Genomic DNA, 20,779 nt, shown 5'->3' on the forward strand with positions numbered 1-20,779 from the left:
GGACCGAATGTGCTCCGGCAGCGTCCCGACGCGTGATCCCGCTCCAACGTCCTGCGGTGTGGCGGTCACTGGTTCCGATCGGTGACAGCCGCCCGCAGGGGCGTCAGAAAACGGCTCGGCTCTCCGTTCCACAAGATCGCGAGGGCGTCCCGCGCGCGGGTCACCGCGACGAAGAGCAGCGAGCGGGCGCGCTGCAGTTCGCGCTTGTGGCGGGTGCGGTCGGTACGTTCCCACTGGTCCACCGACGCCCGTGGGACCAGGCCCTCGGAGACGCCCGCGCTGATCATGCGCTGGTATTCCAGGCCCTTGAAACGGTACATGGTGCCGATATGTACTCCCTCAGGCTTCTTCGGGCCTTCCGGGGTGATCTCGGTCGGCTCGATGCCCCGTTGCTTCAGCCGGTAGGCGACCTGAGTGACCATGTCGTTCGTGGGGACGCAGACCGCCACCGATTCGCGGGGGACGTCGTGCCAGGCCAGTACCTGGTCGGCCACCAGGTCCAGCTCCTCCTCCCAGCTCCGCGCGGAACGCAGGGTGGGGCGCAAGCCGTGCAGCACGGAGCAGTTAATCGGTGTCGCCGTCGAGGTCGTCGTACTCCGTGCCGTCCAGGACGCCGAGTGCCGAGCCCAGGATCTCGCGGGTCGTGCGGTAGCTGAGGGTGAGTTCGGCCGATCTGCCGCGGATGTTGATGCCGAGGCTGCCGAGGGTGACCTGGTTGTCGTAGATGCGCTGGTGGGTGTCGCCGACGAGGAAGATGTCGTCGGGTCCGGTGGGGACCATGGCCCGCAGCATCTTCCAGTGTGCGGGGCTCAGGTCCTGCGCCTCGTCGACGACGATGTGCCGGTAGCGGTAGCGGTAGCGCAGCCAGGCGCCAGTGCCAGATTCGACGTGGATGTTGCCGAGGCCGCCGTTGTCGTCCTTCGTCTGCTGGGCCTCGTCGATCTTGGCCTTACGGGCGATCTCCAGCCGAGCCGCGCGTTCGGCGACCTGTCGGTGGGTCTCCAGGCCCTTGAGGTCGATGCGCTGGGTGAAGCGTTCCGTGAGCTGCCAGATCTGGGCCCGTTCGGAACGGTTCACGCTGCGTCCGCGTCCGGCCCGGCGGGCCTGGAAATAGTCGGAGCGGGTGTGAGCAGCCTGGCCGAGGACCACCTGGTTCCACTCGTCGCTCAGGAATTCGGCCTCCCAGCGGCTCTCGCCGGCTTCGACCAGCATCTGACGCCATTCGCGCAGAGCCTGGCCGTCGTCGATGCGCCGCTTGGCACTGCCGGGGTCGGCCTCCCGTACGACCCGGGTCGCCAACTGGTCGACGTAGACGATCTCCACGCGGGCCAGCGTGTCGAGGCCGCCGAGGGACAGCAGCCGCGCACGGAGGTCGGCGGCGAGGTTCTTGTTGAACGTGGTGAACAGGACCGGCTTGGTATGGCCGGGGGGCAGTTGGTCGACCAGGTGCTTGACCCGGTGGAGCGCCACGATGGTCTTGCCCGTGCCGGGACCGCCGCCGACCTTGGCGGAGCCGCTGTAGGTACGGTCCACGAGCTTGCGCTGCGTCGGGTGCAGGAAGACCTTCCAGCGACCGAAGTGAACGGAAACGCCGCGGCCTGCGACTCCACCTCGTCTGCGGGCTGTTCCAGCTCGACGCCGGCCGGCAATCCGTCCGAGCCGATCTCCACGGGGTTGTGCACGGCCGGGAGCGGGTCCTTCTCCCAGTCGACGACGTACCGCTGTTACCCAACGGTCCGCTCCCGCCCCGTCGACCGCCGGAAGCCGCTGCCCTCCAGGTCGCCCATCTCGTTGCCCTGCCGCCCTCCCCGTCTCGCTGCGCGTCGCCGCCCGTCGGACCAGCCTATAGAGGCAGCGGGCCGGAAGGGGCCGTTGACGGCACCGCAGGCCCAGCTCCCCTGCGAGGGACTACGGACGGCCGTGGCAGGTCGAGTTCCGCCCGTACGGTCTTCCCCACGGGCACCCGGTCATGCACCGACCACCGATCGGCCCGGCCATGCCCACATGGCGTTCCTCGAACTGAGGCAGTTTCGGGCAGACCTGACGCCCTCACACACTGCTTGAATCAGCTGCCGCTGCTCCCCGCCTCGATGTGTGACCGGATGTAGATGCGCGTACTGCCCGGCTCGAACTCGTGGGCGTAGACGTCGACGCAGTTGCGGAGGTACTTCCCCTCGACGGTCTCGGTGTCCTCCGGGCACACCGAAGAGCGCCCGAGATTCGAGGCGAGCGTCTCCGGCTCGGGGAGACCGAGGTGGGTGAACGGCGCGTCACCCTGGTAGGCGTCCGGCTTGGGAGCCACATTGGGGGCCATCCTCGTGTCGGCGTCGATCAGGCGCCCGACGTAGCCGTCGGCCTCGTCGGTGGGCAGGGTGAAGGCCAGGATGCCCGTGTCGTAACGGGAGTTGCTCTTGAAAGCGGCGCGCCGGTCCACCGCGCCCTGAGGAATCCGAATACCGATCCGCTCGCTGATGCCGACCGGTGTGGCGCTCTGTTCCCAACAACAGTTCTTGTCCTTCTTCGCTGCGTCGGACAGCCACTTGTCGGACAGGACAGAAAAAGCCACGATCCCGCCGACCACGACCACGACGGTGACGCCGAGAGCCAGGAGCAGCGGCCGCAGGGAGGACTGCCGGGTGTGGGTGGTGCGCGAGCTGCTCAACGGTACGTGCCCTCCCGGCCCGGATCGGTCCGGCCACCGTCACGGCCCGGCTCGTCCGGCGACGGGAGCGGGCCGCCATTGGGTGCGCTGGACCCGAGATCGTAGTGCTTGACAGAACTGCTGCCCTGCATGTCGTACTCCTGGGCCAGTCCCGTGGTGTGCAGCCTGGCCATCTGCCCGTCCGGAATGTGCAGCGGTCCGATGTCCACGGCCTTGCCCTCGTCCCAGTTGTAACGGTCCCAGGCATTTGCCTGGTAGTCGAGCCCGACTTCCGGTTCGCCGCCAGGCCCTGGAACCACGGTAACGACACCGGTGACATTCGACCTGGTCGACCCCACAGCGAAGTACCAGTTCTCGTCGGTGCTCTGGGGGAAGCTGTAGTCGTGGTTCTTCGTCTGCACCGGAATGGCGACCGGCTGACCGCCGTTCCTGTGGAACTCCGCCAGCGCCTCTTCGCGCCAGACGTCCTGGTGGTCCCGGACGGTCTGGGCGATGTGTGTCTGGAAGCCCTCGTCATCGTGCATCATCTTGTCCACGGGCAGATCGAGCGGCTCGCCATTGTTGTCCAGGTAGTGCTGCATGTGCCGTGACGCGTCGCCCATGCCCTTCCAGTCGGCTCCCTCGGCGAGCATCCTGACCTTCTCGCGGGTCACCCGTTCGTCGAAGCCCGGGGACTCCGCGCCGTGCTTTCCGGATCCCTCGTCCGGAGCCGCCCTCTTGGTGGTGGGGCTCAGCAGCCCGGCCGCCAGCAGGTCGTCCCTGTGTGCGTTCCAGAGCTCCGCGCGGGACTGCGGGCTCAAGGACTGCCACAGCCGCCGCAACTCCGCCCGCTGCTTCGGGTCGGCGTCGTCACCCAGCGCGGCAAGCCGGGTCGCCCGGGGCACCATGTCCTCGTCGAGAGACGTGTATGAAGCATGCCCGGCGTTGTGCGGGTCGCCTCCGTGGCTCTTCTTCAGTGCCCGGGTGACGGATGCGTCGATCTCGGCGGCGTGCGAGACCAGTCCGGTGAGGGTATCGGCGTACCACTGCATCAGATCCCTGGTGCGCTGGGTGGGGCCCTCGGCCGTACAGACCGCTTCGATGACCCGTACCGTGCCGTCCCCGGGGTCCGTCACCACAAGGCCGGAATCGGGAGGCATTCGGGTGGGATCACCCCTGCGTGCCTCGGCGGCGATCTCGCCGGCACGCTTCTGGATGACGGTCAGCTCGCTGTGCGCGTCGTCCAGGATACTCGTGATGCTTTTGGCCTCACGGCAGAGATCGTCGAACTCCTTCGCTGCCTTACGTACAAAGTCCTTGGTGACCCCCGCGTTGGTGCCGGCCCACCGGGCCGCGTCGGAGAGAGGCACCAGTCCTTCGTCCACGTCGGTGCGGAGTTGCTCCAGTCCGGCCACCATCGTTTTCCAGTCGACGGACGCCGCGGCCAGCTTGCCGAGGTCCACCTCTTGAAGATCCGTGTACGTGAACGTGCTCATAACCGTCCCGCTACTTGGCGTACTTGGAGAGCTCGGAGACCGTTGCGGCCGAGCCGTTCCGGTGAGTCAACTCGGCTGCGATCCAATCGTCATCCTTCGCGTGGGCCTTCTTCGAGTAATCGAGGTGGTTGGATATATGGGCGCACATCTGGAGCACCGTTTTGACCTGCGAACCCCACACTTCCAGCGTGGTCATCAGCTCTCCGCCGGCGGTGAAGTTGTGAGCCGACAGTTCCGTGGCTGCCTGAGCGGTGGATCCGGCGCCCTCCCTGTTCAAACCCGCACCCGCGATGTCCGCCTTTTTCCGCAGGTCGCTGTGAAGCCGGAAGGCAGCGTTGCCGACCGCGCCCAGATCGTCCTGGTGAACGACCAGATCGCCGTCGTCCACCGAGCCGGACATGGTGCTGTTGAGCCGCATCTGCACCTGGCGAGCCGCATTGGCCTTCAGCGCTGCCCATTCGTCGTTGAACGTCATGGTCGCATTCCCCCCAGCCAGCACCAATGAAGTCATTTTACTTACAAGGTAGTTGGTGTTGTCTCACCAGCGGCTGGAAACCGCGGCCACCGCGGGCAAGCACGGCAACCACCGAACTGCAGCACCCACAGGGCCGACAGATCCGGTCAGCACTGTGGGACGTTTCCTCCGGACCGTGTCCTGCCGGTCTCACGCTACGGGCAAGACGGGACGATCCGCACCCCTCGAATCCCCTGCCCAACGCGCAGTTGGGGATCTACCCTGGCTCGGGAGTCCCGCTGTGGCCGCCGCGGTCGGTGGTGCACAACGGGAGGGGAGAACAGCAGGGTGGGGAGGGTCCGGTGCCGCGGGGGAGCGTGCCGATGCGCTACCAAGTGGGTACCGCCTCCGCTCTGCCCGGTCGGAGGGAGGGGCATGAAACGCTGGGTCGGCATCGTGTCGCTGCGGGAGACGGCACCGCCGAACCCCGTGCACCGGATCGCGCTTGCTATCGAGGCCGCGCGCAAAACGTGGTTGCTCTTCCTCTGGCCATCGAGACCATCGGCGGCGCTGCCAACACACAATTCGGCAACGAAACCATGCAGTGACTCAAGGAACATGGAGAGCGGTGAGGTCCGCGAGTTGAGGGACAAGGCTGAGGACGCGTACAACAGGGGCGGACGGCTCAGCGACACCGACGACGCCCGGGGGTGGCGACGTATGAGGACACTTACACCTATCCACATCCTCGTGATGTGTTCCTTGGCTCTCGGAGTGAGCGCCTGCTCGGAAACGACGGATGAAACAGATGCGGATGTGGCTGCCGCACAGCGCAAGGCATGCCAGGAACTGCTCGGCGCGTCCGGGCTGAAACAGATAGACCGTGGGGTCGAAGGATCCGAAGAGCTGCGTTTCAGGAGCCCGGCCTCTTTGGCCGATGCCCGATCTCGCCACCGTGATCAAGTCCGGAAGTGGACTCCCGAGAGTAAGCCAACCCCGTACGTCGAGTCGAATATGTGCATGATCCGGACCGATATCTCCACGGGGATGCAAATCGGCCTCACATACAAACCTTCTCCCTTCCCTTTCGATACCGCTTTCGACAAAGGGACCAAGAACGGAATTATTTCGGAGCCTCGTCTGACGCAGGTCAACTCGGACGTGAAGCTCGTTTACGGGACCGATGAATACAGGGAAGCCAGATACCAGGTCTACGTGCAGTGCAAGGTACCGGGCACCCCGGCAGGACAGGAGCGCGAAGTCCCTCTGACGGGCGAGCTGACCGACACGCTCACCGACGGTGTGAACGTTCGAGACCATCTCGCGCTCCTCCTGCACTCGGCCCGCGTCATGGCGAACACGCTCGACTGCCAGAACAAGCCCGTCGTGCCCAGCACGCTGCCCGCCTCGGTAAAGGTCTCCTGAGCGGGACCAGTTACGACCTGGGAGGACCCGCCCCGAATCACGATCCTCCACGGCAGCCGGACGAGCCGGCCCTGGGCGTGGCCATGCGCCTGGTCCCGGGAATCGGCATTCCGCCCGGTCGGGGCGCCGAAACCGCTGGTCGTGCCTGTTCACCGGGGCGTCGGCCGGTCCGGGCCGCTCTGGCGGCCGACGTCGCGGACGAGGTCCAGGCCGAGGACGCGGTCGAGATGGGCGAAGGTCTCGAACTTGGCACCCGCCGGCACATCGGACCGGCCCGCGACGTCGGCCAGCAGATCCAGTACGGCGTCGACACCGAGATCGTCGACGAGCGCCGCATGAGACTGTCGCAGCAGGTCGGCGGGGATCGGCCTGGACGGCTCCTGCGCCCAGTCGGCCACCTGCCGGCGCCACTGCCGCAGTGTGCGCCGGGCGTCGGCCAGCGCTCCACCGGTGACCGTGACAGGTGTGCCGTAGGGGCGGCCGAGCAACAGCAGGCGCACAGCCAGTGGATCGGCGACCTCCGGTACGAGTACGTCCGGTAGATCCGGCGAGAGAAGGTGGCCGGGGTCGGGGACGCCCTCGTCCAACGGCGCCGTGCTGACCTGCCCCACATCGATCCGGACCCCGCCCATGGCGTCGTCCGTGTCGGTGCCCTGGGCGACCACGTGTACGTCGGCGGGGCCGCCGAGTGCCCCGTCCGGATGGTGGCCTGCGACGACGAGGGGCGGATGGATGCCGAACACCGTCATGACGCGGTCGAGCGCCCGGGCCTGATCGTGCGTCAGGTCCGGGGTGGTGAGCACCGTGACGACCTGCAAACCGTTCAGCTCCGCGGTGCGCGCCAGTACGTCACCGACCAGCGGCACACGCAGGTACATCGGGCCGGCCCCGGTACCGATGGCCGGCAGATGGACGCAGCTGCGCAGCAGGCGGCGGGGTGCGGCGGGGATCTCCACGAGGTGACCGGTGCGGGTGTCGGCGATACGCAGCATGTTCGGAGGCTAGTCGCGGGCACCACCCGCTCGTGGGAGAAACCGGTCGGGGCGGCGGTGTTGCACATCATGGAGCAGCACGTGGGGCGGGGATGACGGGCCCGCGCCGCTTCAGCCCATCAGTCCGCACCATTGACGCCTTATGACGTAAATGTCCCCCAGGCGTATCATGGGGTTCGGGTTGGTGCACGCTCACGTGCACGGCCCGGAAGGGCGGCCCCGGCGCTTATTGCCGGGGTCGTTGTCATGTACTGCCTCCCGGCTACGTGGCGACGATGCCGGCGGCGTCGAGAATCTGCTCCGCCGATGTGCAGTTACCGTCCCGTACGGCCATGGTCATCGCGGTGTGTGCGGCCGAGGCGGAGGCCTGCGGCGGGATCACCAGGAACGAGAAGTGGTCCTGATGGCCGCGGGTGATGATCATTGTGCTGTCGTCGACTGCGGACCAGTCGATACGAATCCTGCGGTCGCCGATGACCAGGTGTCCCGGGGCTTCGTCCCAGGCACTCGCGTCGAGGCCGACCCGCGCGATGGGGCCCAGCCTGACCGTCAGCGCGTCGATCAGGTCGGGCAACTGGCTCTTGATGTCACGGGAGCGCGGCCACCAGGCGCCGTCGAAGAACCCGGCCCGGCTGGAGGTCGTCTCCATCCGCAGAACAGCACTACCAGGCACCGGGTGATCACTGGTGTCCGCCAGGAGCAGGAGAAGCTCCGGGGTACGTTCGTCGGCAGTCATGAGTTGCCACCTGTCTGGAGATCACCTGCTGGATCCGGCAACCCTTGGTGCCGAAGATCTTCATGCCCCTCCGCCCGGGGCCGTTCCCTCGGGAACGGCTCGTCGGGCGGCCGGCATCCGGGGAGATGCGCCCTGGCCACCCTCGGAGTCCCAGACCAGTTCCCGGGTCGAGTCCCAGTCGGCCTCGGCCGCGATCCGGAAGAACTCCGCCTCCCGCATCAGACCGCTCGCGGTGAGAACCCGCAAGGGATCGGTGGCTGCGGTCATCAGCCGGGCAGCTGTGGCCGGGCCGGTTTCCGGCGGGACCACCAGCAGGTCCCAGCGACCGGTCGTGTAGGAGAGCAGCAGGAGCTTATGGGGGTCCTGTTCGGCCTTGAACCAGCCGACATGGACCAGATGCCCGGCGACGCGCACCTTGTGCGGGACGACCGGCCAGAACGTGGGGTTCACGGTGACCCGGGTGATCCGGCCCCACAACGGATCCAGTACGGCCGTCAGCGACGGCAGTTCCGCCGTCAGGTCGCGGGAGCGGGGCCACCATGCACCGTCGACCAGAGCCGGAGAGGTGCCGGCGGGCGCCAGCATGAGTCGGAGCGGCAACGAAGAAGGGGTCCGGTCTTCGACCGCGGACGTGTACTGAATGGTCGCGGTCATGACGCGAACCCTGCCCCGGGCCGGTCATGACCGGCCCGGTGTCGTGAATCGCCGAGAGCGGCACCAGCCTGAAAGCGGGCGCACGGATTGTCCTCGGTGACTCCAGGGTACTCCCGGCCGGACTGAGAGCCTGGCCGTTCCGCTGCCGCATGGCCATGGGCCGTGTCCGGGAGCAGCGGCTACCGCGCCGGGGACGGCACCGGCCGGCGTCCGAGGAATGCCACGAGCCGGTCCACGGCCGACGCGTCCGCGTCGACCGGAACGATCTGGCCGAAGGGCAGGTTCTCGCCCCGGTACTGCGGCGGCAGGGTGACCTCCGCACGGGCGAGGGCTTCTGCCGCTTCCTGGTCGGTGTAGGGAATCGGCTGCCCGGTGGCGACCGCCAGGTCCCAGCCATGGGTCAGATACTCCATGAGGGTCATGCTGAACACCGTTTCGCCCGGCATTTTGCCGCCCGTGACGCTGACCTGGCGGTCGAAGCCATACTTCTCCCAGCCCTCGACGACGCCGGCCGCGGCGGCGCGGAACTCGCGGGCGGGGTCGGAGCCGCAACTGTGGTCGGCCGCATCGGCGTCGTGGGACCGGCCCTGGGCGCCGGCCTCGAACACGAGGAGCCACCCGACGATGTGATTGATCAGGGCCTCGACGTCGTAGTCGTCGCACGGGGTCGGAAGGCCGAGTTGGCCGGCTCCGACTCCCTCGATGACGTCGCCGGTCTTGGACAGCACACCCGCAAGGAGATCGACTTCACTCATGGCCGGAGCCTAGACGGGGCCGGGAAAGCAGTCTTGAAGAAACACGACACCGCGGCCTCGCTAGCATGGTTCCGTGACCCGGCCGACCGATCAGGACACCCGCGGCATCGTCGACCCCCGCACCGGATTCGAGCACTTCGAGCTGACCCGGCACCTGCCCTCGCCCGACCTGGCCTGGGCAGTCGACTGCTACTGGGTCGTTCGCTGGGACATGCCGGACGGGGAGTCCTACGAACAGCGCGTGATCCCGCACGCTGCCGTACATCTGGTGTTCGAGGCCGGTGCCGCCACGATCGAGGCCATTTCGCCGCACGAGTTCGTGCGGCGGCTGGAGCGCCGTGGCCAGGTGTTCGGCGTCAAATTCCGGCCGGCGGGATTCCGGCCCTTCCTGCGTGGCCGGGTGTCCGCCGTAGCCGGGCAGCGGTTCGCGGCGTCGGCCGTGTTCGGCGCGGAGGCCGACGACACGGCCCGTGTGCTGGCCGGGGCCGACGACGTGAACGGGTCGACGGCCGTCGTCGAGAACCTCCTCCGTTCCCTGGACGCACAACCGCTGCCCGAGACCGGGCCGTTGAACGCCGTGGTCGGCCTCATCGTCGCCGACAGGTCGCTGACCCGAGTGGGCGATCTCGCCGATCGGCTGGGCATGAACACGCGCAAGCTGCAACGGCTGTTCGCCGATCATGTGGGCCTCAGCCCCAAGTGGGTCATCAACCGGTGCCGGATCCACGAAGCCGCGGAGGCGGCCATGCGCCGGGCGTCCATCGACTGGGCGGAACTGGCCACCGAACTCGGTTACAGCGACCAGTCCCACCTCGTCCGTGACTTCACCGCCGCCGTGGGCACCTCCCCGGACCAGTACACCCGCCGGGCCGCGCGAACCCCGACGCGCTGACCGTCATCCCGCCTCACATTCAGGGCGCCGGACGGCACCGATGTCCCCCGTACCGAACCGCGCCCGCTCTCGGCCGGAGTGCGGCGCACCACGACTGCTGACAGCGGGAGAGGGTCAGCGCTCCTCGGTCAGCTGCTCGTCCAGTTCGTCGAAGAGCAGCTCACTGTGGCCGGTCTGGCCGGTCCGGTAGGCGGATCGCGCCACCAGGTGGGCGGCGACCGGGCCGGTCATCAGCTGGAAGAAGCCGATCAGCGCGAGGGTGGCGAGATCCATGCCGCTGCGCAGCCGCAGGGCCACCCCGGCGAGGACCAGGAGCATGCCGAGCGTCTGCGGTTTGGTGGCGGCATGGCTGCGGGACAGCACGTCCGGCAGCCGCAGCATCCCGATCACACCGAGCAGACAGATGGCCGCACCGATGAAGACCAGCACCGCGCCGGTGGTGTCGAGGATCTGGAGCCAGACACTCACCGGGCTTCCCCCTCGCGTCCGTCGCTGCTTTCGGTTCCGTCCGCACCTCGCCGCAGCGTCGGCCGGTCGCGTGCGGCGATGAAGCGGGCGATGCCGACCGACCCCGTGAACCCGAGAAAGGCCAGCACCAGCATGATCGGGAAGTAGAAGGGGTCGCGCGCGAAGGCGGACTTGGCGCCGAGACCCGCGATGATGAGGGCGGCGCACACATCCAGCGAGATGGCCCGGTCCAGCATGGAGGGGCCTCGCCAGATCCGGGTGAGGAGCCCCGCTCCGGCAATGGTGATCAAGACGACGGCCGCGGTGAGCAGCACCCGGTCGACGGACTCCGGCCCGCTCATGCGCCCTCCCCCCTGTCGTACCTGATCGGTGGCGGTGGTTCGGCGACGCGGGCGATCTCGTCGGGGGTGCCGAAGGCCCGTACCGTCAGCTCCTCGAGCCGCCAGACGGAGTGCCGCGCCGCGTCGAGTGCGGCGGGTCTGTCCGCGTCGAGGACGTGCAGGAAGACGGTGGCCGTGGCGCGGCGCACTTCGACGACCGATCCGCCGGGCACATTCGACACGGCGACGGCGGTGGCCGCGAGCATGAGGTCGGAGCGGCAGCGCAGCGGTACGGCGATGACGGCGGCCCGGTGCGGATGGTCGACGAAGATCTGCCGGGTGACCCGTACACCCGAGGTGTACATGTCGTAGAACAGATAGCCGGCGAGCATCAGGATGCCCCATGGGTGCAGGCGGAGCCCGAGGTCGACCCGCGGCAGCGGGAAGGCCAGGCAGACGGCGACCGCGACGAGCACGCCGGTCAGTACGTTGGCCCAGCTGAGGCTGGACCACAACAGCACCCAGATGAGGGTGAGCCAGGCGATCAGCGGGACGTCGAGCACACGTCCCCGCCCGCCGAACTCACAGCTGAAGGGCGGCAGGTCCTTGTTCCGGAAGGACGGCTTGATCTGGCGTTTCACCGGCCGAGCACCGCCTCGACATAGGGGGTGCGTGCGAGGAGTTCGGCGGCCGCGCGGTCGGTGTAGGAGGTCAGCGGTCCGGCGAACACGGTGAAGGCGAGTCCGAGGGCGACGGCTGCGGCGGTGGCCGCGGTCATCGGCCGCGGCAGTTTCGTGGTGGTGGTGACGGCGTGTCCGTGCAGGGTGGCCGCGACCGCGCGTCCGGCGGGCTGATGGCGGGGGCGGACGGGTTCGTCGCCGCTGCCCGGGATGTGGTCGGGGCCCTCGTCGGCGTCGTTGTCGTCCTCGTCGGAGTCGGACTCCAGGACGGTGCCGTACGCGGCCTGCCCGGGGGGCGCGGCCCGCCAGAACGCCAGGTTCCAGACCTTGGCCATCACGTACAGCGTGAGGAGGCTGGTCACGGCCGACCCGATGACGAGGATCCACGCCCAGACGCTGCCGTCGGCGACACCGGCCCGCATCAGCCCGAGCTTGCCGATGAATCCGGACAGCGGCGGGATGCCGGCCAGGTTCATGGCGGGTACGAAGAAGAGGACGGCGAGCAGCGGGGCGGCCTTGGCCAGTCCGCCGATCCGGGTGAGCTCGGTGGTGCCGCCCCGGCGTTCGATCAGCCCTGCCACCAGGAAGAGCGTGGTCTGGACGGTGATGTGGTGGGCGACGTAGACGATCGCGCCGCCGTAAGCGTCCCGGGTGGCGAGGCCGATACCGAAGACCATGTAGCCGATGTGGCTGATGAGGGTGAAGGAGAGCAGCCGCTTCAGGTCGGTCTGGGCGACGGCTCCGAGGATGCCGACAACCATCGAGGCGAGTGCGGCGGCCATCAGCAGGTCGCCGAGCCGGTTGCCGGGGAAGAGCAGGGTCTCCGTACGCAGCATGGAGTAGACACCGACCTTGGTGAGCAGACCGGCGAAGACCGCGGTGACGGGTGCGGGCGCGGTCGGATACGAGTCGGGGAGCCAGGCGGCGAGCGGGAAGACGGCGGCCTTGATGGCGAAGACGGTGAGCAGCATCGACTGGATCAAGGTCTGTACCCCGAGCGGGAGTTCGGCGAGCCGTCCGGCCAGCTGGGCGAAGTTGGCGGTGCCGGTCGCCGCGTATGTCATGGCGATGGCGGTGAGGAACAGCATCGACGAGAACAGCGAGATGATCACGTAGGTGGAGCCTGCGCGGACGCGGGGTCCGGTGCCGCCGAGGGTGAGCAGGACAAAGCTGGCGACCAGCATGATCTCGAAGCCGACATAGAGGTTGACGAGGTCACCGGCGAGGAAGGTGCAGGAGACCCCGGCGACCAGGATCAGATACGCGGGGTGGAAGACCGCGACGGGTGTTACCTCGTCCCGGTCGGCCATGCCCTGGCCCAGGGAGTAGACCAGCACGCAGAGCGTGATGGCGGAGGAGACGGTCAGCATCAGCCCGGACAGCCGGTCGGCGACCAGGGTGATGCCGAGCGGTGGTGCGAAGTCGCCGAGGTGGACGGAGAGCGGGCCGCGGGTGTCGGCGACGATCATCAGGGTGAGGGAGAGTCCGAGTACGGCGCTGAGCACGGCGACGCTGATGAGGCGCTGGACCTGCTTGAGCCGGGTGCCGAAGGCGAGGCTCAGGCCGGTGGCGCAGAGCGGCAGCAGCACCGGCAGGGGGACGAGTGCGTTCATCCGGTGGCTCCCGGGTCGGCGCCGGCGGGGTGGTCCTGCTGCTGGGCGTAGTCCGCGGGGTCCGCGCCCAGTACGTCGTGCCAGAGGTCCCCGGTGGCGTACCGGCCGCGGGCCTGCAGGGCGCGGTCGGCGCGCAGCCTGGCCCTCAGGCGGCGGCGCTCCTCGCGGTACCGGGCGCGTTCCTCGTCCGTGACGTCCGGGGCGGCCCGGTACCGCTCACGCAGCTCGTCCCGCTCCCCCAGTACCTCGGAGCGCAGCGCGATGCGCCGGTCCTCCAGGTCGTCGTGGACCTCGTCCGTGCCGGTCAGCTGGTGGCTGCGGTAGGCCATGGCGAGGAGGAACGCCGTGGTGGCGAGGGTGATGACGATCGCGGTGAGCGCGATGGCCTGCGGCAGGGGGTCGGTGACCCTTCCCAGCGGGACGCCGTAGAGGAGCGGTTCCCGGCCGGCCGATCCGCTCGCGGCGAGGACGAGCAGATTGATGCCGTTGCCCGCGATCACCGCGCCGAGCAGGATGCGGGTGAGGGGCCGGGTGAGCATGAGGATGCCGCCGACCGCGCACAGCACCGCGGCGGTGGCCAGGAGCGAGAAGCTGACCGTCATCCGGGCGTTCCTCCCGTCCCGGGTGCTGTTCCCGGTGGGGTGGCGGTGTTCGCCGCGGCTGCCTTTTCGACCGCTGCTCGCTCGATCTGCCGGTCGATCTTGGCGCCGAGGGCGCGCACGATGTCCAGCACCACGCCCAGGACCAGCAGATAGACGCCGAAGTCGAAGAGGACCGGGGTGCCCAGGTGGTACTCGCCGATCAGGGGCAGCCGGCCGTGGTGGGTCCAGGCGTGCAGGACCGTTCCCTCGGCGAGGCCGAGCAGGGCGACGCCGGTGGAGATGAACAGGCCGAGGCCGGTGAAGAGTCCGGGCTGCAGCGGCGCGGCCTCGGCGAGTTCGAAACGGCCGCCGGCCAGGTAGCGGGTGATCAGGGCGAGCCCGGCGACGAGCCCGCCGACGAAGCCGCCGCCCGGCATGTTCTCGGCGCAGAACAGCAGATAGGCCGAGAGCACCAGGATCGGGTGGAACAGCAGCCGGGCCACGACCTCGAAGACGATCGAGCGGTGCTCGGGTGCGAGCGTCGAGCCGGCCGCCAGCCAGCTGCGCTCCGGTGCCCCTTCGTCGCCGTGCGGAAGTCCCGTCATCTCGGGGGCCGTCAGCGACCACGCGGTACGCCCGTGCAGCTCTTCCCGCAGTGACGATCCCTCGGTACGGCGGTGCAGATAGATCAGGCTCGTCACCCCGATCGCCGCCGCGGCGAGCACGGCGGACTCCCCCATCGTGTCCCAGGCGCGCAGGTCGACCAGGATGGTGGCCACGACGTCCTTGAGGCCGTGGTGGGCGGTCTCCTCCACCATGGCCGCGCCCGCCGGGGCGGCCCTGCGGGCGGCCGCAGCGACCCACACCACCACGCCGAGCGTCGCCGCTGCGGCCAGCGCCACCGGAATGCGTACGGCACGCCGCCAGGTACTGGCCGACTCCTGGAAGTGCACCGGCATCCGCCGCAGCACCAGCACGAACACGATCATCGACACGGTCTCGACGCAGAACTGGGTGAGCGCCAGATCCGGACCGCCCTGGACGACGAAGAGCAGCGCCGCGCCGTATCCGGTCAGCCCGGCCAGGACCACGGCCTTCATCCGGCGGCTGACGGTGAGACAGAGGAGTGCGGCCGCGCAGGTCAGCACGGCGATGGCGCCCTGCAGCGGGACGTCCCAGACCCTCGGGGCGGCCGCCCCGTGCCAGGGCCGGTCCACTCCGAGGACGGTGAGCTGGCCGGCCAGCATCACGAGCAGGGTGGTGGCGAGGTAGACGGAGAGCGAGCCGCGCTGGACGAGGCCGGTGAGCTGGAGGGAGAGCCGTTCCAGGCCGAGCAGCAGGTGCCCGAAGACGCTGTCGGCGGTCGGCCAGGCGATCCGCCGGGACAGCCGGGTCACGGTGGTGCGTACGGCGAAGAGCACCACGCCGCCCGCCAGGGCGACGGCCGAGAGCAGGAGGGCGGTCCCGAATCCGTGCCAGAGCGCGAGATGGTAGGGATGCGCGGACGGGGGGAACGTGTCCGCGTACGCACTGAGCAGCCGGTCGGTCCATCCGACGCCAGGTCCCAGCACCAGCCCGCAGACCGCGAGCAGAGCAGGCGACGCGAGGAACGCCCAGCCCACCCGGTGGACCGGAGTGTCCTCGACGCCGGGCTTGCGGGCGAAGGCGCCCCAGAGGAACCGCACGGTGTACGCGACGGTCAGCGCCGAGCCCGCGACCGTGATGCCCAGCGCCCAGCGGTCGGCGGTGTCTCCGTGCAGCAGCGCCTCGAACGCGGCCTCCTTCGCGGCGAAGCCGAGCAGCGGGGGCAGTGCGGCCATGGACGCCGCGGCCAGTGCCGCGACCGTGCAGACGTGCGGCAACGCCTGGCCGACACCGGAGAGCTTGCGCAGATCACGGGTACCGGCCGCGTGGTCGACGATGCCGGTGACGAGGAACAGCGGGGCCTTGAACAGGGCGTGGCCCAGGATCATGACGGCGGCGGCCAGTGCCGCGTCCCGGCTGCCGACGCCGGCGAGCAGGGTGAGGAAGCCGAGCTGGCTGACGGTGCCGTAGGCGAGGACGAGCTTGAGGTCGTTCAGGCGCAGCGCGCGCCAACCGCCGAGCAGCATGGTCGCCGCGCCGAGGACGATCACGACGGGGCGCCAGACCGGCACGTCGGCGAAGCCTGGCGCAAGCCGGGCAACCAGGTAGACACCGGCCTTCACCATCGCGGCGGCGTGCAGGTAGGCGCTGACGGGGGTGGGCGCGGCCATGGCGTTCGGCAGCCAGAGGCTGAACGGCCAGATCGCCGACTTCGACAGGGCCCCGCACAGGATCAGCACCACGGCGACCGAGACGGCGAGGCTCGCCCCGGGCGGGTCGGCGAGGATGGCGGAGATCCGGTAGGTGCCCGCCGACTGACCGATGATCAGGAAGCCGACGAACATCGCGAGGCCGCCGAGCGTGGTCACGGTGAGCGCCTGGAGCGCGGAGCGGCGGCTGTGTTTCTGCTCGCTGTCGTACCCGATCAGCAGGTACGAGAAGACCGTGGTCAGTTCCCAGAACACGTAGAGCGAGATCAGGTCGTCGGCGAGGACCAGGGCGAGCATGGCGCCCGCGAACGCCAGGAGGTTCCCGGCGAAGCCTGCAAGCTGTGGGGTCTCGTCCGTGAAGTACGAGGCGCAGTACAGCAGGACGAGCGTGCCGATTCCGGCCGCGAGCAGCACCATCAGTTCGGCGAGCGCGTCGAGCCGCAGGTCGACGGTGACGTCGTACGCCGGCATCCACCGCCACGACCAGGTGACCGCGGAGCCGGACGCCGCGGTGTTCCACTGCGTGGCCGCCCATACGGTGGCGGCGGCCGGTGGCAGTGCGAGGACGACGAAGGCGCGCCTGCCCAGCGTCCGTACCAGCGGGCGCGCGCAGGCGGCCAGGACGAAGTGGCAGACGATAAGCGCGGTCATACGGCCCCGGGGGGCGTCCCGCGCCCGCCCCGGACGGGCATCCGGGGCCTGGGCGATGCGTTAAGGGCAAAGAGCACTAAATACAGATATATCCCCGACCGCGCTTCACCCGTACGGCGCGCCGCGCCCCGCTCGGCGCGGTGGGTTCACTTGTGCTCGCCGCAGGGCGCGGGGGCGGTCGGCGCCCACCGGTGACCTTCCTCGGTCGGTTCGTGGCTCCTTACGGACGCCTCAAGCGTCCCGCGCGATCACCCGGCCCGCTACTCGAACCGGCCCGAACCGGTTCGAACCGGTCACCTCCGGGGCTCGGTGGCAGAGATTTAGTTGATCAGTGATGCGCTTGTGAGCCCACTTTCTTGCCATTCTTGCAGTGCAACTAATATCAATGTGTCAAAGTTCTCAACTGATTTGACCAGTCGTGAGGCTGGCACCACCATCAAGGAGCACGCCCTGCGCACGCGCGCCTCACGGCGGACCGAGTCGACCACCATGTCGCTGCGGACAGCCCTGCTCGTACTGGCTATCGTTCCCGGCGTCACACTGGCCGCCTTCTGGGCCGACACCAGTGGTCAGACCCTGCTGGACTTCCAGCGCCAGTCAGCCCAGGGGCAGTTGGCCCAGAAGGCGGGCCAGCCCTCCAACATCGTGTATTACAACCTGCAGGAGGAGCGTCGGCTCAGCGCCGAGGCGCTCGCCCGGCACAAGGGCGCCACCGATGCGCTGCAGAAGCAGCGCAGGCTGACCGACAAGGCGATCGAGAGTTTCCAGTCGCTCTCCGATGTGGCGGCCGACGCCGCCCCCGCCGAGGTCCGTGACGCGGTCACCGAGGCCCGCAAGGAGATCAATCAACTGCCCGCCCAGCGCGCCCTCGTCAACGAGGGCGGCAACGACCAGCAGCAGGTCGTATACGGCTACTACACGGACCTGATCGCGGTCGACCTCCAGCTCTTCACGGCGCTCAGCCATGTCGACAACGGCAGGATCACCACGCTCTCACAGCCGCTGGCCGACCTGTTCTGGACCAAGGAGATGATCTCCCGTTCGGATGCTCTGCTGGCGCGCGGCTGGTCGAAGGGGAAGCTGAGCACCGAGGATCTGAAGCAGGTTCGAGAGGCTGTTTCCGGCCAGTCGCTCCAGTACTCCACCAAGGTCATCCCCTACCTGCCGCCGGACGAGAAGGCCATGTGGGAGAAGATCACCCGCAGTCCGGCCTGGAAGACCAAGACGCGGGTGGAGAACGAGGTGCTGCGTCCGGCCGATGCCGACGCGGACGGGTTCGTCGCCATCGACGCCGAGGAGAAGGCCTGGCGCGGCGCGATGGACGAGGTCGGCCCGCAGATCGAAGAGCTGCTGGAGCACTCCACCGCTCTCGTGATCGAGGAGGGCGAAAGCAATGTGATGTCGCTGCTGTTCAAGATGGTGCTGACCACGGTGGTCAGCCTGATCGCCGTGATCGCGGTCATCTGGACCACCTGGCGCCTCACACGTAACCTCCGCCGCCGGATCGGCAGCCTGCAGGAGCGGGCCGAGGAGCTGGAGAAGGCCCTGCCCGATGTCGTCGAGCGCCTCGGACAGGGGGAGCGCATCGATGTCGAGGCCGAGGCCCGCGCCATCGAGCACGACAGCAAGGGCAGCAAGACCGACGAGCTGAGCCGGCTCGGCGACGCGCTCAATCTGGCGCGCACCAGTGCGCTGGCGGCGGCCGTCAAACAGGCCGACCAGCACCGCGGCTTCGAGCGGCTGCTCCAGCGCATCGCGCGCCGCACCCAGCAGTTGATCGGTCAGCAGCTCAAGAAGTTGGACGAGCTGGAGCGCAAGCACGAGGACCCTGAGGTGCTGGACGGCCTCTTCGACCTCGACCACCTCACCGCCCGACTGCGGCGGTACGAGGAGAACCTGGTGATTCTCGCGGGCGGTTCCCCGCACCGGCGCTGGCGCAAGCCGGTTCCGCTGCTGGACGTGATGCGTTCCGCCCAGGGCGAGGTGCAGGACTACCGGCGTGTGGTGCTGGATCTCGACGGCAGCCCCTGGCTGTCGGAGCGGGCCGTCGGCCCGGTCTCGCATGTGCTGGCCGAGCTCATCGAGAACGCGCTGAGCTTCTCCCGGCCGCCGAGCCCGGTCGAGGTCAGGGCCGCCAGGGTGAGCCGCGGTCTGGTCATCGAGGTCGAGGACCGTGGCCTCGGGATGGAGGAGGATCAGCTGGCCGCTGCCAACGAGCTGATGGTCCGGCCGCCCCGGATGGACATGCTCGCCCACTCCGACGACATCCGTCTCGGTCTCTACGTGATCGCACGGCTCGCGGTCCAGCACGACCTGCGGGTGGAGTTCCGCTCCTCGGCGTACGGCGGTACCCGGGTGGTCGTGCTCGTCCCCGACGAGCTCACCGTCTCCGCACCGCAGACCGGTCCGGTCGGTGTGCCGTCTCCCGCTGCTACCGCCCCCGCCGCCCCCGCGCCCGTCGCCCCCGCGGCCCCCGCCGCCCCCGCCGCCGACGGTGCACTGCCCACCCGCATCCAGGGTCAGGCACTGGCCGGAGTCACCGCGCTGAACACGGCAGGCGCGCCCTACTCCGCCCCGGAGCAGCCGTACTCGGCGCCGGAGCAGGAAGAGCAGCGGTACCAGGCGTCCGAGGACGCGTTCACGGGCGGCCAGGAACAGCCCTACGCGGCACCGGAGAACACGATTCCGGCGTGGGACGAGCCCTATGGGGCGCCTACGAGCCCGTACGCCGCGCACGAGGCCCCGTACGGCCCGCCCGAGCAGCCGTACATGACGGCCGCCGGCCAGTACCCCGTGGACCAGCCGCCGTACGCGACGACCGATGAGCCGTACCCGGCCCCGCAGCAGCCTTACGCCGCCCCGTACCCCTCCGACGTCGAGGCGGACCGTCCCTGCCTCCCGATCCCCGGGCCCCGGCACTCCGGACCGGACACCGCCCGCCCCGCGCAGCTGCCGGTGTCCGTACCCGATCACTCGGCCCCGCCGGAGCCGGAGGCCGTCCGCACGGAGAACCGGTCCGACCGGCCCGCCCTCCCCGCGCCCGGCACGGAACCCCCGCTGCCGCGCCGGGTACGGCAGGCCAACCTGGCAGACGAACTGCGGAGCGACCCGGCCGCCCGGTCCGCCGAGCCCAAGCCGGCGAGCCGGTACGAGAACCCGCTGCTGCGACCAGCCCCGCAACGGGCCGGAGCCGCGATCGGGGCGTTCCAGCGTCGGTCCCGCGCAGCCCGCGCGACCGACGAGCCGCCGACACAGTCCGCCACCCCCCTCCCCACGAGAGAAGAACGGTCATGACACGCACAACTGCAACCCATCAGGATCTCGACTGGCTGCTCGACGGCCTGGTGGACTCGGTGGCCGAGACCCGGAACGCCGTCCTGCTCTCCGACGACGGTCTGGTGGTGAGTCATTCGCGCACCATCGAGCGTGCAGACGCCGAGCGGCTGGCCGCCATCTGCACCGGCCAGCAGAGCCTGGCCCGCGGCGTCGGCCAGCTCTTCGACGGCGGCAGCGTGCACCAGGTCATCGTCGAGCTGAACGACCTCTGGCTCTTCATCATCGCGGCCGCCCAGGGCACCCACCTGGCCGTGATCGCCTCCCAGGAGGTGGATGCCGAGATCATGTCGCTCGCCATGCACAACCTCGTGCAGCAGGTCGGCCAGAAGCTCGGCACCCCGGCCCGCGGTGAGTTCGACGCCTTCAGCACCGGAGACGGACAGCGCGCGTGACCCCGTACTGGGAGGAGGAAGAGGAGGACGGGGCGGGCACGATGGTGCGCCCGTACACCATCACCCGCGGCCGGACCGCTCCCGAGCGGGACGACTTCACCCTCATCACCGTGCTCACGACCGCGCAGGACCCACGGGACGAGCACGGTGCGCCGATCCTGCCGGGGAAGCTCCAGCCTGAGCACCGGCTGATCCTGGAGCGCTGCCGCCGCCCGTCCGCGGTCGCCGAGGTCTCGTGCGACCTCGGCCTCCCGGTGTCGGTGACCAAGATCCTGCTGGCCGACCTCGTCGCCCCGGGCCTGCTGCTGGCCCGTGCCCCGCTCTCGGTGGCGCGTGTGGCCGGCGGGGTCGACATGGGCCTGCTGGCCACCGTTCGTGACGGACTCCGGAGACTCTGAA

General features: G+C 69.3%; 18 protein-coding genes and 1 pseudogene. 5 read left to right on the forward strand and 14 right to left on the reverse strand.

Annotated features, from left to right (window positions below; all coding sequences use genetic code 11):
- Nucleotides 1–65: 65 nt before the first annotated feature.
- From NRF20_RS11255 to NRF20_RS11270, 4 genes and pseudogenes are all read right to left on the reverse strand, one after another.
- Nucleotides 66–1,578: pseudogene (locus NRF20_RS11255) on the reverse strand (UvrD-helicase domain-containing protein); the annotation flags it as partial.
- A 487-nt stretch (nucleotides 1,579–2,065) separates the two neighbouring features.
- Entirely contained in the window at nucleotides 2,066–2,662 is a 597-nt protein-coding gene (locus tag NRF20_RS11260; RefSeq protein ID WP_398629789.1) for a hypothetical protein, read from the reverse strand.
- Complete coding sequence (locus tag NRF20_RS11265; protein ID WP_398629788.1) at nucleotides 2,659–4,137, reverse strand: hypothetical protein; 1,479 nt, start codon at nucleotides 4,135–4,137, stop codon at nucleotides 2,659–2,661. Before NRF20_RS11265 ends, NRF20_RS11260 begins: the two co-directional genes overlap by 4 nt.
- A 10-nt stretch (nucleotides 4,138–4,147) precedes the next feature.
- Nucleotides 4,148–4,612: a hypothetical protein gene (locus NRF20_RS11270; RefSeq protein ID WP_398629976.1), complete on the reverse strand. Its 465-nt coding sequence runs from the start codon at nucleotides 4,610–4,612 to the stop codon at nucleotides 4,148–4,150.
- Between the two features lie 414 nt (nucleotides 4,613–5,026).
- On the opposite strand from NRF20_RS11270, the gene NRF20_RS11275 reads away from it, so the two are divergent.
- Nucleotides 5,027–6,016, forward strand: coding sequence for a hypothetical protein (locus NRF20_RS11275; protein WP_398629787.1), 990 nt, complete (start codon nucleotides 5,027–5,029; stop codon nucleotides 6,014–6,016).
- Between the two features lie 149 nt (nucleotides 6,017–6,165).
- Here NRF20_RS11275 and NRF20_RS11280 read toward each other — a convergent pair whose 3' ends face one another.
- The 4 genes from NRF20_RS11280 to NRF20_RS11295 form a co-directional block, all read right to left on the reverse strand.
- Complete coding sequence (locus tag NRF20_RS11280) at nucleotides 6,166–7,008, reverse strand: hypothetical protein (RefSeq protein WP_398629786.1); 843 nt, start codon at nucleotides 7,006–7,008, stop codon at nucleotides 6,166–6,168.
- Between the two features lie 262 nt (nucleotides 7,009–7,270).
- Nucleotides 7,271–7,744, reverse strand: coding sequence for a DUF5994 family protein (locus NRF20_RS11285; protein ID WP_398629785.1), 474 nt, complete (start codon nucleotides 7,742–7,744; stop codon nucleotides 7,271–7,273).
- A gap of 60 nt (nucleotides 7,745–7,804) precedes the next feature.
- A complete protein-coding gene (locus NRF20_RS11290; protein WP_398629784.1) occupies nucleotides 7,805–8,398 on the reverse strand; it encodes a DUF5994 family protein in 594 nt (197 codons plus the stop codon).
- Between the two features lie 179 nt (nucleotides 8,399–8,577).
- Nucleotides 8,578–9,153 carry a TIGR03086 family metal-binding protein gene (locus tag NRF20_RS11295; protein WP_398629783.1) on the reverse strand — a complete coding sequence of 192 codons (576 nt, stop codon included), beginning with the start codon at nucleotides 9,151–9,153 and terminating at the stop codon, nucleotides 8,578–8,580.
- A 73-nt stretch (nucleotides 9,154–9,226) separates the two neighbouring features.
- Here NRF20_RS11295 and NRF20_RS11300 point away from each other — a divergent pair, with 73 nt between their 5' ends.
- Complete coding sequence (locus NRF20_RS11300) at nucleotides 9,227–10,045, forward strand: DUF6597 domain-containing transcriptional factor (RefSeq protein ID WP_398629782.1); 819 nt, start codon at nucleotides 9,227–9,229, stop codon at nucleotides 10,043–10,045.
- Between the two features lie 114 nt (nucleotides 10,046–10,159).
- On the opposite strand, the gene mnhG is transcribed toward NRF20_RS11300, so the two are convergent.
- From mnhG to NRF20_RS11330, 6 genes are read right to left on the reverse strand one after another with little or no spacing between them, the layout of a single operon-like run.
- The gene (gene mnhG, locus NRF20_RS11305) at nucleotides 10,160–10,513 is read right to left on the reverse strand and encodes a monovalent cation/H(+) antiporter subunit G (protein WP_398629781.1); all 354 of its coding nucleotides are present in this window, start codon (nucleotides 10,511–10,513) and stop codon (nucleotides 10,160–10,162) included.
- The gene (locus NRF20_RS11310; protein WP_398629780.1) at nucleotides 10,510–10,854 is read right to left on the reverse strand and encodes a monovalent cation/H+ antiporter complex subunit F; all 345 of its coding nucleotides are present in this window, start codon (nucleotides 10,852–10,854) and stop codon (nucleotides 10,510–10,512) included. Before NRF20_RS11310 ends, mnhG begins: the two co-directional genes overlap by 4 nt.
- Nucleotides 10,851–11,474, reverse strand: coding sequence for a Na+/H+ antiporter subunit E (locus NRF20_RS11315; RefSeq protein ID WP_398629779.1), 624 nt, complete (start codon nucleotides 11,472–11,474; stop codon nucleotides 10,851–10,853). Before NRF20_RS11315 ends, NRF20_RS11310 begins: the two co-directional genes overlap by 4 nt.
- Nucleotides 11,471–13,126 (reverse strand): Na+/H+ antiporter subunit D, encoded by a 1,656-nt coding sequence (locus NRF20_RS11320; RefSeq protein WP_398629778.1) that lies wholly within the window; start codon nucleotides 13,124–13,126, stop codon nucleotides 11,471–11,473. Before NRF20_RS11320 ends, NRF20_RS11315 begins: the two co-directional genes overlap by 4 nt.
- Nucleotides 13,123–13,728, reverse strand: coding sequence for a Na(+)/H(+) antiporter subunit C (locus NRF20_RS11325; protein ID WP_398629777.1), 606 nt, complete (start codon nucleotides 13,726–13,728; stop codon nucleotides 13,123–13,125). The genes NRF20_RS11320 and NRF20_RS11325 overlap by 4 nt, the downstream gene beginning before the upstream one ends.
- Nucleotides 13,725–16,652 (reverse strand): Na+/H+ antiporter subunit A, encoded by a 2,928-nt coding sequence (locus tag NRF20_RS11330; protein WP_398629776.1) that lies wholly within the window; start codon nucleotides 16,650–16,652, stop codon nucleotides 13,725–13,727. The genes NRF20_RS11325 and NRF20_RS11330 overlap by 4 nt, the downstream gene beginning before the upstream one ends.
- A gap of 408 nt (nucleotides 16,653–17,060) precedes the next feature.
- Here NRF20_RS11330 and NRF20_RS11335 point away from each other — a divergent pair, with 408 nt between their 5' ends.
- The 3 genes from NRF20_RS11335 to NRF20_RS11345 are packed head-to-tail and all read left to right on the forward strand — an operon-like array spanning nucleotide 17,061 to nucleotide 20,778.
- On the forward strand, nucleotides 17,061–19,946 hold the full coding sequence (locus NRF20_RS11335) for a nitrate- and nitrite sensing domain-containing protein (protein ID WP_413752515.1): 2,886 nt from the start codon (nucleotides 17,061–17,063) through the stop codon (nucleotides 19,944–19,946).
- On the forward strand, nucleotides 19,943–20,380 hold the full coding sequence (locus NRF20_RS11340) for a roadblock/LC7 domain-containing protein (protein ID WP_398629774.1): 438 nt from the start codon (nucleotides 19,943–19,945) through the stop codon (nucleotides 20,378–20,380). Before NRF20_RS11335 ends, NRF20_RS11340 begins: the two co-directional genes overlap by 4 nt.
- Entirely contained in the window at nucleotides 20,377–20,778 is a 402-nt protein-coding gene (locus tag NRF20_RS11345) for a DUF742 domain-containing protein (protein WP_398629773.1), read from the forward strand. Before NRF20_RS11340 ends, NRF20_RS11345 begins: the two co-directional genes overlap by 4 nt.
- Nucleotide 20,779: the final 1 nt, after the last annotated feature.

It is taken from the genome of Streptomyces sp. R-74717 (assembly GCF_047305335.1).
GTDB lineage: Bacteria > Actinomycetota > Actinomycetes > Streptomycetales > Streptomycetaceae > Streptomyces > Streptomyces atratus.